The following is a 12670-nucleotide window of genomic DNA, read 5'->3' as shown; positions in this document are numbered from 1 at the left end:
CTAACAACGATGGACATGTTACATGTTTATGGTTTATACTTCAATATGTCAATTTATATATAATCATACATCGGGAGGATATCATGTGGAACAGATTTAGAGAAAATTTATTTACAAATATTTTAATTGCCTTCATCATCGTCCAACCAATACTCGACATATTAACATTCTTTTACATAAGGAATTTCGATTCAAGCATTACGATCGGGCTCGTTAGCCGGGTATTATTCATGTTATTCGCAGTCCTCTTTATCTTCTTTGGAAATAAGAGTACTTTAAAGAAATATGTCGTACCTTATCTAATAGGTTTGTTTATTGTAATTGGTATGGGACTCGTTTACAACTTCTTTGCAAAACCTATCTTTAGTCCTTTCTCAGAACTTCAGCTCATTGCTAAAACCGTCTACTTCTCAATCAACTTCTGTGCCTACTTACTGATCTTCGACTCCATGAGCAAAGTGCAGGCCACGAAGCTTAAGATCTTGAAGGCTGTCACGATTGCCATGTTGATTGTAAGTTTCTCGATGTTCATAGCGATCATCACCGGTACGGCTGAGAGAACCTATGATTACGTGAAATTTGGCTTTAAAGGCTGGTTCCACGCTGGTAATGAAATTAGCGCGATTGTTGCAATTTGCTTCCCGCTTGTCTATATCTACGCTTTAAGGAACACGCCTACTTTAAAGAAGATCTACAACTTTATTCCAGTTATCCTTTTATCCATTATTTCCATACTAATTGGAACCAAAGTGGGACATTTCGCTGTATTCCTTGTGTCCTTCATCATTGCAGCAAACTATCTCATCATCTGGATTATTAAATCCATTAAGAAATCCAAGGACCCTACATTCAAGACAAGATTTATTGCAGCTGTTTCATTCTTTATCTTCTTCCTATTGATTACTCCTCTGTCACCTTCATTTGCAAACGTAGCGAATGATTATATTCAACTAAAAGAGGAGGCTTCTACTCCAGCGAATGACACCCAAGAAGAAGAATCTCCTATCGAAGATAATAATGAGGAATTAGATCCGGATGAATCAGAAGATCCTCTGAGTGGAGAGGATAAAGAAAAGAAAAAGAGCAATCGAGTAACGATCGACTCAGAAATCTTGAACATTATACTAAGCAGCAGAAACATCTACTTCACAGACATGTATAACGATTACCTTAAAGCAGATCTCTATCAGAAGTTATTCGGTATGGGTTATGCGGGTAACTATGAAGAGAAGGCAAAGCTTATTGAGATGGACTTCTTCGACCTGTTCTTCTCATTTGGTATTATCGGATTTATCATTATCCTCTTACCATTATTGATTACGATCTTCCTAGTCTTAAAGCGCTTAGTGAAAACACCTGCTCTAGTCTTCACGCCTGAGAACTTGTTGTTACTATCATCAATGGCACTCGGATTCGGAATCGCCTTCTTAGCAGGACACGTGATGTTCGCACCTGCTGTTAGTATATATTTATCCATCGTCTTAACATTATTTATTGTAAGTTGGTCAAACCAAGATTCTAGAACGATCTAGAAGGAGGAAACAAGGAATGAAAGTACTAGTGACTGGCGGAGCAGGATTTATTGGCTCCCACGTTGTTGAAATGCTTGTTGAAAATAAGAATATAGATATCGGGGTACTCGATAACCTCTCATCAGGAAAGAAGGAGAACCTTGATTTAAATAAGGTAGCCTTCTATGAAGGGGATATCAATGACTACACTACGGTAGAGAGTGTCATTCAAGACTTTAAGCCCCAATCTGTTATTCACCTGGCAGCCCAGATCAACGTTACGGCTTCCATTGAAGACCCGCTGCATGATGGACAAACGAATATTGTAGGAACACTTAATCTGTTAGAAGCTGCAAGAACGAAGAGCGTAAACAAGATCGTCTTTGCTTCTTCAGCAGCCGTATATGGAAACCCATCATACCTACCAATTGATGAGAAGCACAAGACAAACCCACTATCCCCGTACGGCTTATCTAAGTACACGGTTGAGAAGTATTTAGAACTTTATGCGGACATGTTCAACATTAACTATACCGTTCTACGTTACTCAAACGTATACGGACCAAGACAAGACGCTCACGGCGAAGGTGGCGTTGTAGCAATCTTTAACGATTTAATTAAGCACGGCAAGCAAATTGAGATCCACGGGGACGGCACACAATCACGAGACTTTGTCTTCGTGAAAGATGTGGCACAGGCGAATTATCAGGCTCTTACTCATGGAGATAATATGACGCTTAACGTATCTTCTAACGGAAGCACGACAGTCAATGACCTTGTCGAGCTTTTCAAGAAATATAGCCAGAATGAGATCAGAGGTGTTAACCATACAGAACCTCGTCCAGGCGATATCGAGCACAGTGTACTCAATAATACAGAAGCTAAGTCTGTTCTTAAGTGGGAACCAGCCTACACACTTGATAATGGAATTCAGAAGCTAATTAGCAACGATTAGGAGCCATAGGAAATGAGTAAAACAAAAATTCTACAAGCAGGACCTTTGCCCCCACCTATTGGGGGCATGGCTATTTACATGAAGAATTTAGAGGAATTTGAGAGCGATCGATACGAGCTTACGTTCTTTGATACGACCACGAATTCTACGAATAAATTTGTTAAGGCTTTATTCAACGTTATCTCGATTTTCCATTTTATCGTAAAGCTCCTCCTATCAAATGCTCAGATTGTCCATATCCACACGGCTGGTTATGGATCATTCTCTAAGAGTCAGATTTTCTTGCGCATAGTGAAGTTCTTCAAACGTCAGTGTATCTTGCATATTCACAGCGGCATGTTTATTGACTTTTACAAAGACAGCAGCCCGTCTAAGCAAAAGTCCATTCTCTCAACCCTGAACGCTGCCGATCAGGTCGTCGTCCTGTCAGAGTCATGGAAAGACATCTATATGGACAAGTTCGATTTAAATCCAGACAAACTAAAAGTTGTTCCAAACTCCATCTTTACAGGGCAGTATAAAGATTGTGTATCTACCACTTCTAATCATAAGACCATTCTCTTTATCGGTAGCCTGCACAAAGGAAAAGGTGTCCGGGACATTATTGAAATGGCGAAACAACTTAAGGACTTTGACAATATTCGCTTCCTGATTATCGGAAACGGTCCTTTATATGAAGAGCTAAATGATGAAGTGAAAGCTCATGACTTAAATGTCGAGATGCTCGGGGAATTATCCGGTGAGGAGAAACTAGCCCAGTTCAAAAGAGCGAATCTATTCATCCTCCCTTCTTACTTCGAAGCAATGCCTCTTTCTATTATTGAGGGCATGGCATCTGGTATGGCTGTGTTGTCTACACCTGTAGGGAGCGTGCCTGATATGGTACACGACGGCCGTGAAGGGTATCTGCACGAGGCTGGGGATGTTTCTGCTTTCGTGGAACGTATTCAATCGTTGAGCTATGATGAGATTAGCGAGATGGGCAAGTACAATTTCGATCATGTTGGTCGATATGATTTTAATCAGTTGAATCGTAATCTAGAGACGCTCTATGATGAGCTCACGAGCTAATCTCTCCCCATGCAATGGCTAATTGTATGGGTTTTTTGTATGCAGGAGTGAAATTGAGAGAATGTATCCGTTAGCCAGGGTTTGAGTGCAAGGTGGTTTCCGGCCCACCTTACGTTCAACCTTGGCGAACGGATACATACTCCCAAGCCCTTTGGATTCATACTATAAAAGGCTCACCTGCCTCTTGATGAGGTTGGGGAGCCTTTTTTTATTAGAGTGATTTCTTTATTCTTCTTTTTACTTTAAAGAGGAAGTACTTCGCTTTATCAACCTTGGTTGGGGTTGTTACGCGGCGGGCTAGTCCTTCGTCGGCTGCGGCTTTGCATGGGTTGCATAGGCCACAGGATTTTCCATCTTTTCTTGGGGTATGGCAGAACCATGTTTCTTCCATGATATGATCGTAGCCACCCTTCTTCGCCACTTCCTCCATCCCTAGCTTAGTAATGTCTATGATTGGGAAACGGAAGTAGCTAAAGATGCAGAATTCTGGTTGGGATGGGTTGTCTACAAGGCGGTAGTAGGAGTCGTCTCCATCTTCCACCTTCTCAACATCTTGATCGATCATTTTCTGAGCCTTGTCCCCATTGTGTACAGATAGTTCAAGGTTCGTGATGGAGCTGGCTGCAACGTACCTTGGTAGCCAATCATATTGGTCCCCTAGTCTCCATGAGGAATTGGCAAGCTTCTTGTATTCCGTTGTGATAGATTCGTTTTCAGGAATCTCTTCTTTCTTTATGTAGATCGTTTCTAAAATGCGCTCTTTTGCAGATGGGTCAAATTCGATCATGAGCTTTCTGATCTTATCCATCGTTTTCTTTTCCATCTCTGTTGAAGGACGAACTGGGTCATTCACATAATAAGGTTGAATCGTTTTCTTTTTATCTAAAACCAAATTTAAGACACGGAATGTTGAATCCCAACCGCCTGTCCAAAGTACATTGTTTACCATACATAAACCCTCCATCGTTCAGCTTGTTGTGTATTTAAATTTCAATTATTCTTCGTTACTATGCGTAGCGAAATCATTTATAAAATGAATCGTACAGTCTGAAAATCAAATTAAGTATATCAATAAAGATATATAAGAACAATATAAGTTCCGAGGGGGGTCGTTTTTGCCCAAACCACGCCGAAAAAATTATGCTTCCCTGATTATCCTTTACCCCATCAGAACTATTTCAATTCCTATACATTACGAAGGCCTGTCACTAAATGTGACAGGCCTTCGTTAGTTTAATCTTGTACTTCTCTAGGTTTCTGTTTCTTCTTGCCTCTACTAAACAGACGAACAATGCGTTGTGAGAGGTCGTCGAAGTACGTGTAGACAACTGGAATGAGTAGGAGTGTGAAGAAGCTTGAGACGGTGAGTCCGAATATGATCGTAATCGCCATCGGTTGCTGGGCTTCTGCTCCTTGTCCTAGTCCTAGTGCTAAAGGAATCATTCCGAGTACGGTTGTGAGCGTGGTCATTAAGATCGGACGTAGTCGACTTGGTCCCGCTTCTAAAATCGCTTCGTAGCGGTCGACGCCTTTTCGTCTGACGATGTTAATGTAATCCACGAGCACAATCGCGTTGTTTACGACGATCCCGGCGAGCATGATGACCCCGATGATGGATGGTACACTAATTGGTTTATCGGTAATGTACAGCCCGCCTAGTACTCCGATAATGGTCGCTGGCATGGAGAACATAATGACAAATGGGTACAAGAAGTTCTCAAATTGCACGGCCATGACGGCGTATACTAGGAAAATTGAGAAGATTAAAGCTAAAGCAAGGTCTCCGAATGAGTCGGCCATATCTTCTGCCTGACCGCCAATGGAATAAGAATAGCCTTCAGGGAAGTTAATGCGATCGAGCTCGGATCGGATATCTTCTGTGATGCTTCCAAGGTCACGATTCACAATTTCACTTGAGACGTTGACTTGCTTTTGTTGATTTTCTCTTAGCAATGTTGCTGGGCCTTGAACTTGTTCAAGCTCAGCCACTGTTGCTAAAGGAATCATTTCACCGGTACCGGTTTGAATCTTCATGGATTCTAAGTCACTAATGGTACGACGTTCTTCGTCAGGAAGTATAATGCGGACATCTACTTCGTCACCCGCTTCACGGAACCTGGTGGCTGTTTGACCGCTAAAGCCAAGCTGCACCTGGCTCATAACTTGCTGATAGGAAAGGCCGTATTGAGCTGCTTTATCCCGGTCCACATTGACCTGGATTTCAGGGCGTCCTTCTGATGCAGAGGATTCAGGATTGTGAACTCCATCCACCTGATCGATCGTCCAGACGATTTGATCAGCAAGCTCTCGTAGGACTTCATATTCTTCACCGTTCAGCTGAATCTGAACAGGTGAGCCGCCACCAAGTCCTGCAGACATTTCACTAACGGTAATCTCAGCTCCGACTATATCGGAGAGGTCTTCATCAATTTGCTGCATCACAGTAGACGTTGTTCTCTCCCTATCTTCTGGCGGGATGAGCTGAATGGTATAAGAGGCTTCGTTTGAAGTAGATGAAAATCCTTCAAACCCTCCTCCACCGATGCTTAAGTAATTCGATGAAATGATCTCCTCATATGGCTCTAATTTCTCATCAATTTGTTTTGTAATCGATTCGGTTCCTTGTAGCGATGTGCCAGATGGTGCTTCAACGGTTACCTCGATCTGACCTTGATCAGAAGGAGGGATGAACTCTGTTCCGAGTTGTGGTACAAGGAAACCGCTCCCGACAATGGCTAAAATCGTGACAATGACGGTGATTAAGCGATGTCTCAACACCCCTCTTAGCATGGAGCGATAGCCATTGTTGACCTTATCCAAGAACCGGTCGAACCAGTAGCGTCGGCCGTTGTCTTTCATTGCTTTTGTTAATAGTTTCGATGACAGCATTGGAATGAGTGTAATCGAAACGATGAGTGAGGCAATCAGAGAGAACGACACGGTTAAGGCGAGCGGCGTAAATAGTTCTGACGCGATTCCTTCAACGAATACGATCGGCAAGAATACGACGAGTGTTGTGGTCGTTGATGCAATAACGGCTGGGGCTAGTTCTGATGCCCCTTCTTTCGCTGCTTCTTTTAACGAGTAGCCTTGCTGCCTGTAGGCGACGATATTTTCTAAAATAACGATCGAACTGTCGACCATCATTCCGATACCGAGGGCGAGCCCTCCCATCGTTAAGACGTTCAAGGTGTTGCCTGTAAAGTACATAAGCGTGAACGTGGATATGATTGCGATTGGAATCGATATCCCGATAACAATCGTTGCGCGCACACTTTTCAGGAATAAAAGCAAGATGAGCACGGAGAATATGCCACCGAGTATAATGTTTTGTACAACAGATCGGATCGACTGTTTAATGAAGGTGGACGTGTCAAAGACGATGTCCATGCTTACATCGCTCGGTAAATCCTCCTCAACGTCATCCATCGCTGATGCTACATTGTTGGCCACTTCAACGGTATTCCCGTCCGATTTCTTTAAGACAGAAAGTACGACAGAGGGCTGTCCGTTTACACGAGAAATGGTTGTGACGTCTTTGAAGGTATCTTCAACGGTCGTCACGTCTTGCAGTTCGAGTTGAGCGCCTGTTGGTGATGTGATAATGGTTTCTCTCACATCTTCAATCGACTCGAACTCGCCTTGGATTCGTACTTGGAGGTCCTGATCACCCTTTTCAAGTACGCCGGCTGAGGTCGATTGGTTGGCGGCGTTAATGGCCTGAACGAGCGTCTGGCTGTTTAAGCCGTACTGAGCCATCTGGGCACGATCGATTTGCACCTGCACCTCACGTGTGCGCCCTCCTTCAATGCTGACAGAACCAACGCCGCCTTGCCGTTCAAAATACGGGACAATGTTGTCTTCTGCAATGCCTTGAAGGCTTGAGGCATCTTTACCAGATAGGCCAACCCACATGACCGGAATCTGTTGCGGGTCAAAGCGCAGAATGCTCGGGTCGCCTGCATCTTCTGGGAGAATGCTTTTGATTTGATCGATTTTCTCCCGGACGTCGAGAAGGGCATTATCTAAGTTCGTTCCGTTCTCAAACATCAGGATAACAAGCGATGAGCCTGGTTGTGACTGAGACTGAACGGTATTAATTCCTTCTATTGAACTGACGGACGATTCGACAGGTCGGCTGATGAGCTTCTCCACTTCCTGAGGAGCGGCGTCTGGGTAGCTGGTCGAAACGACTGCGATTGGAAGATCGATTTCTGGATAAAGGTCGATCGTCAAGTTTCTAAGGGAGACAAACCCTAAAGCAACGATCGCCACAACGATCATAAATACGCCAACAGGCCGTTTGACGGAGGTTTCGACGAGTTTCACTAGTCTACCTCCTTCATGATGCGGATCTTGTTGTCATCAGACAGAGTCAGCTGCCCTTTTGTAACGACTTGATCTCCTTCCGCTACGTCGCCTTTGACCGCCGTTAAATCAGACTGTGAACGTACGACTTCAACAGCTACCTTCATCGCGCGCTCTTCTTCAATGACATACACATAGGTTTCTGTATTTTCTTCTACGACAGCAGAGGTCGGTACGAGGATATGATCAGACACCGTCATTTCTGGCAGTTGCAGCTTCGCCATCATACCAGGTTTGATCTTGCCATCTGCATTCGTAACGGTTGCCTCAACTGGATATAAACCGCTGTCGTTTGTGATAGAGGAAATATAGGATACTTTAGAGGTCACTTCTTCCTCTAGTGAACTCACATAAGCCGGAATCTCTTGGTCTTTTTCAAAAAGAGAGAGTTCTTTAGCTGTAACGGATACTTGCAAGTTAATTGGACTAATGGAAACGATTGTGGCAAATGGCTGTTGGCCTGACACCATGTCCCCTACTTCGCCGTTTACGGAAGTGACTTCGCCTGAGACGGTGGCTACAATCGCTGCGTTACTCAGTTGTCCTCTTGTTTGTTCTAGTTGCGCCTGGGCTTGTTGAACCTGTAATTGTGCTTGTTCGACGCCGACTTCCGCACTTTCTAGTTGAGATTCGGCCTGAGTCACCCCAGTTTCAGCTTGGCGAACGGCTTGTTTGGCACTTTCTTTTGCTAGTCCTGAAAGTCCTTCTTGTTGTTCTTTCGCATCTTCAAGTTGTTCTCGTGCATTTCCAAGAGCTTCTTCGGCTGCGTTACGCTGGCTGCGTGCTGCTTCGAGCTGCTTCTGAGCCGACTGGACCGAGATTTCCTGAATGCGAATTTGATCGTTTACGTTCGATGCGCTCACGCGGCCAATGACGTCTCCTCTTTGTACGGTGTCCCCTTTTGAGACGTTCACTTCGACAAGTTCACCCGTCGACTTTGGCAAAATTGGAGCGTTCTTACTCGGTATCGCTCGTCCAAATACTTCTCGTTCAACGACGAGGTCTCCCTTACTTACTTGTGCCACCTCAACTGGCGTGACTTGTTCTACCTCTGACCCTGTGTCTTCTGATGAATCGTCTGAGCATGCTCCCATTACGAGTGTAAGTACAGCAAACGCCCCGGCTAATACTTTCTTGTTCATTCTTCTCGTACTCCCCTCTGTTGTCTCTTACAATAAGGAAATGTTCAGGTGATCCGCGATCTCCTGGCAGTCCTGCTCCATTTCCGGCAGGTTTTTAAAGTGGGCAAGCATGCCCTGGATTACGACTCTTTCAGGCTTATCTTTATTCGCTTCTGCCTCTATAATTTCAAGTGCGTGTGTCAGTTCTTCGATGCGTGTCTTATGTAGTGATAGATTCGCTACTTTATCTTTCATGTCTTTAAGCTGGTCTTGAATTGTTCGTTCTTCTGAAGGGGTACTTAATCCCATCGAAATCGATTCCACTTGATCTCTTGAGATTTGCGGAGCATCCTCTTCTTCCATCATGCCATGTATTGCGTCATCTACACGTCGAACGATGAAATGAGACAAACGCTCGGAATCGAGTGGCAGGCTATCGATGACGAGCCATTTGAAATAACTCTGCATCATGCCTTCTAACAGAATGGATGCGTCTACGATCTTAGGCAAAAGAGCATCGCCATATATATTCAGAAGGTTCTCGTTGCTCCACCGGAATGTTTGCTTGCGCATTTCCATCATAAAGCTATTGGCTTCTGATTTAATATCGACGTTGTCTCGCATGTGCATAATGATGAATTCTTTATTATCTTGAAACGCTTCAATGTACACTTGAATCTGGCGGGCTAGCGATTCCTTAGGCGGGAGATCTAGCTTTCGCATCTCGGCAATCCGCTCTACGAGATCGTTATAGTAATAGTGGTGAATTTGTAAGGTAAGGTCTTCTTTTGAGGAGAAATGTAAGTAAAAAGCTCCTTTTGAGACCCCACTTTGGTCTGCGATTTCTTGTATGGATGTCGAATGGAAGCCTTTTGTTGCGAATAGCTTCATTCCGGTTTCAATGATGCGTTGTTTCTTTTCATTCATGTGCTTCATCCTCTCTCCCTCTAGCATACCATCCTGCGTCGGGGTAAGATAGAGGTTCGGCATGACTGGTCAGTCACGCCATGGATACTATACTATATTCGAGATGGTTTTACAATACCTTCCACCGTTCGAGGGCGTATTGTGCTGGTCTTTTTTAGTATGTGCGGTAATCTTTGAGAGAATTCGTTTTTGCTCTAGATTGAGATACGTTTCCGTTAGCTTTGAAGAGTGTAAGGTGGTCCTGGAAATCACTCGCTTTCCGCGGGCGAGCTGACGAGCTTCCTCGTTCGCTTCGCTCTCTGCGGGATCTCGTCTACCTCTTTCTCCCGCAGGAGTCTCGCAATTTCCAGGACCACCTTTGCCAATTTGGGATTAACGGAAACGTGCCATATCTGGATGATTGGGCTTAAAGGCACTTATAATGCGGTCCGTCCACCCAATTAACGCCAGGGTAGGCTTGGGGACTGCGAGACTCCCGCGGGGTGAGGAGCCTAGGTAAGACCACGATTTCCCGAACCACCTTTTCCATATATGAAAAAACGGAAACATGCCGTATGCGGAGGAGGCCTACCTATACTTAAGCTGCGGGGCCGTTCTCAAACTACTGCAAGGGGTGGCTGGGGAACGGGGAGACTCCTACGGGAGAAAGAGGTCGACGAGACCCCACAGAGAGCGCTAGCGATCGAGGAGGCTCGACAGCTCGCCCGTGGAAAGCGAGTCGTTCCCCAGACACCCCTACACTCCATAAACGTAACGGCACCATTCATACTAAGGTGTCTCAGTTTCGAGCCCAAAAAGAAAAGCCTGCTAGGGGCAGGCTTTTCTAGGATTTTAAGTATAAGGGACGGGAGAAGGTGGCGATGGCGAGGCCGGTGAGTTGCATTTGGCGCTTGATGGAGTAGCCTGATGTGGCGATATCCATGATCGACTCATCCGTGAAGACCACTTTACTCCCACCTTCTCCTTTATTCTCTTCATATTGCTTAACGTGGTAGAACGAGATCCAGCCACAGTACATATTTCTGGGGGACATTGTTGGAAACATAAATGTCCCTTCACTCGGGTTTACTGGTATTGGAAGCTTACTTTTTGTCTGTAGTATCTTCTCCATCGCTAACTGTCTTCCAACAAACGTGGATCCGCCTGTTAAACAGGACTCGGATATAATCTGTTTAGGCGTTTTTGTACAATAGATCACACGATTTGGTTCAAGGATTTTAGATAGGCGCGTTGGATGGAGATTAGAGAAGACACCCATTGTATTCGCATTAATTATATAATCCTCTCTTATTTCTTCCCCCATTACTTCCTCCTTATAGAATATTTTTACATTTATGTGATTATATTATACCGGAATAAAGGTTCATTTTTTAGAATTTTTTGTTAAATTTACAAAAAATTTTAATTACCTAGTATTTTAGATTCATTTTCCGATCGTTTCAGTCCTTTATCTGATATAATTTAAACACCATTTATTGGGAGGGATTGCTGACATGGGGGAGATGCATCCTGCCATTGGTACATACGGAGTGAAGCGCCAGTCCAATCTTTCATTGATGGATCGTGCGTTAACTCGTATGGAGACAAAAGGTTCTGAGGAAGTGAAGATGGTGGAGGAATCGCTACGCGAGCCCGAACACCCAACCCTCGGCGCTGTTATTGACACAAAAGCTTAGGCGCCCGTTTAGCAACGTATAGACTGGACTGAACCGCAGTGAGATCAAGGAAACACGACGAGCGTAAGCGAGCCGATGTTGACTGATCGACCGGAGGTGAGGGAAGTCTACTAGTTGCTGGGCGCCGGAGCTGGAAAAACCACTACCTTTAGGGTAGTGGTTTCTTCTATTATTCGTTCATATCTTCATCTGTGTTGTTTGTTTCGCCTTCTTTATCGCCTTGCTGCATGTTTTCATCTTCTTTTTCCATGTTTTCTTCTTCTTTTTGGTTCTCTTCCTCATTCATATCTTCATCATTTTCCATTTCGTCTTTGTTCTTCTCTTCTTCCATTTGCTCTTCATCTTGCTGTTGCTCTTCTTGTTGCTGCTGTTCCTCTTCAGGCGTCTCTTCCTCTGTATCACCACAAGCCGCCATCAGTGAAAGTGCCAGCGCCGAAGCACCTAGTTTAAATAACCAACTCTTTTTCATGTTCATTCCTCCTAAGTATAGTGGACGCTCCTGGTCAGAAGCTCTGCCAGAAGGGCCGTTGTACTATTTGTTAGAATGAGCGTATTTTGGAAAAGTATGCATAGGTTTTTACACTTTTTGGGTTTTATTTTTAGAGTAGCTGAGAGAATGTTTCCGTTTGCTAGGGTTGAGAGTAAGGTGGTTCGGGAAATCACTCGCTTTCCGCGGCGGGCTGGGAAGCCTCCTCGTTCGCTACGCTCTCTGTGGGGTCTCCCCTAGGCTCCTACTGCCGCAGGAGTCTCGCAATTTCCCGAACCACCTTTGCCATATATGAAAAAACGGAAACATACCGTATGCGGGGGCGCACCTACACTTAAGCTGCGGGGCCGTTCTCAAACTACTGCAAGGGGTGGCTGGGGAACGGGGAGACTCCTGCGGGAGAAAGAGGTCGACGAGACCCCGGACTGAACGTAGTGCACTGAACCCACAATTTTGGTCATATGTATTTAAGCTGCAGTCTGGCCTTGTTCTCTATAGGTAACAGGGCTCTTTCCGCCAAGCTTCATTTTAATTCGCTTATGATTGTAATAATA

The 12670-nt window shown here is 44.6% G+C and carries 11 protein-coding genes; 4 read left to right on the top strand and 7 right to left on the bottom strand.

The features are described 5' to 3' along the window. Positions 1-83: 83 nt before the first annotated feature. From IEW76_RS19785 to IEW76_RS19775, 3 genes are read left to right on the top strand one after another with little or no spacing between them, the layout of a single operon-like run. On the top strand, positions 84-1532 hold the full coding sequence (locus IEW76_RS19785) for an O-antigen ligase family protein (protein ID WP_188656099.1): 1449 nt from the start codon (positions 84-86) through the stop codon (positions 1530-1532). A gap of 16 nt (positions 1533-1548) precedes the next feature. Next, on the top strand, positions 1549-2466 hold the full coding sequence (locus tag IEW76_RS19780; protein WP_188656098.1) for an NAD-dependent epimerase/dehydratase family protein: 918 nt from the start codon (positions 1549-1551) through the stop codon (positions 2464-2466). Positions 2467-2478: 12 nt separating this feature from the next. Then, a complete protein-coding gene (locus IEW76_RS19775; protein WP_188656097.1) occupies positions 2479-3537 on the top strand; it encodes a glycosyltransferase family 4 protein in 1059 nt (352 codons plus the stop codon). A 211-nt stretch (positions 3538-3748) separates the two neighbouring features. Here IEW76_RS19775 and IEW76_RS19770 read toward each other — a convergent pair whose 3' ends face one another. The 5 genes from IEW76_RS19770 to IEW76_RS19750 form a co-directional block, all read right to left on the bottom strand. Beyond that, positions 3749-4486, bottom strand: coding sequence for an adenine nucleotide alpha hydrolase family protein (locus tag IEW76_RS19770; protein ID WP_188656096.1), 738 nt, complete (start codon positions 4484-4486; stop codon positions 3749-3751). 284 nt (positions 4487-4770) lie between these two features. Continuing rightward, the gene (locus IEW76_RS19765; protein ID WP_188656095.1) at positions 4771-7866 is read right to left on the bottom strand and encodes an efflux RND transporter permease subunit; all 3096 of its coding nucleotides are present in this window, start codon (positions 7864-7866) and stop codon (positions 4771-4773) included. Next, positions 7866-9047: an efflux RND transporter periplasmic adaptor subunit gene (locus IEW76_RS19760; RefSeq protein WP_188656094.1), complete on the bottom strand. Its 1182-nt coding sequence runs from the start codon at positions 9045-9047 to the stop codon at positions 7866-7868. Before IEW76_RS19760 ends, IEW76_RS19765 begins: the two co-directional genes overlap by 1 nt. Before the next feature lie 27 nt (positions 9048-9074). Further along, positions 9075-9953 carry a TetR/AcrR family transcriptional regulator gene (locus IEW76_RS19755; protein WP_188656093.1) on the bottom strand — a complete coding sequence of 293 codons (879 nt, stop codon included), beginning with the start codon at positions 9951-9953 and terminating at the stop codon, positions 9075-9077. A gap of 823 nt (positions 9954-10776) precedes the next feature. Next, a complete protein-coding gene (locus IEW76_RS19750; RefSeq protein WP_036779942.1) occupies positions 10777-11256 on the bottom strand; it encodes a competence protein ComK in 480 nt (159 codons plus the stop codon). 190 nt (positions 11257-11446) lie between these two features. Here IEW76_RS19750 and IEW76_RS19745 point away from each other — a divergent pair, with 190 nt between their 5' ends. Then, positions 11447-11629: a hypothetical protein gene (locus IEW76_RS19745; RefSeq protein ID WP_188656092.1), complete on the top strand. Its 183-nt coding sequence runs from the start codon at positions 11447-11449 to the stop codon at positions 11627-11629. Between the two features lie 169 nt (positions 11630-11798). Here IEW76_RS19745 and IEW76_RS19740 read toward each other — a convergent pair whose 3' ends face one another. Together IEW76_RS19740 and IEW76_RS21100 are read right to left on the bottom strand one after the other, a co-directional pair. After that, on the bottom strand, positions 11799-12098 hold the full coding sequence (locus IEW76_RS19740; RefSeq protein ID WP_188656091.1) for a hypothetical protein: 300 nt from the start codon (positions 12096-12098) through the stop codon (positions 11799-11801). A 485-nt stretch (positions 12099-12583) separates the two neighbouring features. Then, positions 12584-12670, bottom strand: an 87-nt coding sequence (locus IEW76_RS21100; protein WP_188656125.1) for an IS3 family transposase, incomplete at its 5' end; no start/stop codon positions are given.

This window comes from Pontibacillus salipaludis (assembly GCF_014642405.1).
In the GTDB taxonomy this organism is placed as follows: domain Bacteria; phylum Bacillota; class Bacilli; order Bacillales; family BH030062; genus Pontibacillus; species Pontibacillus salipaludis.
This window is presented reverse-complemented; position numbering and strand designations above follow the sequence as displayed.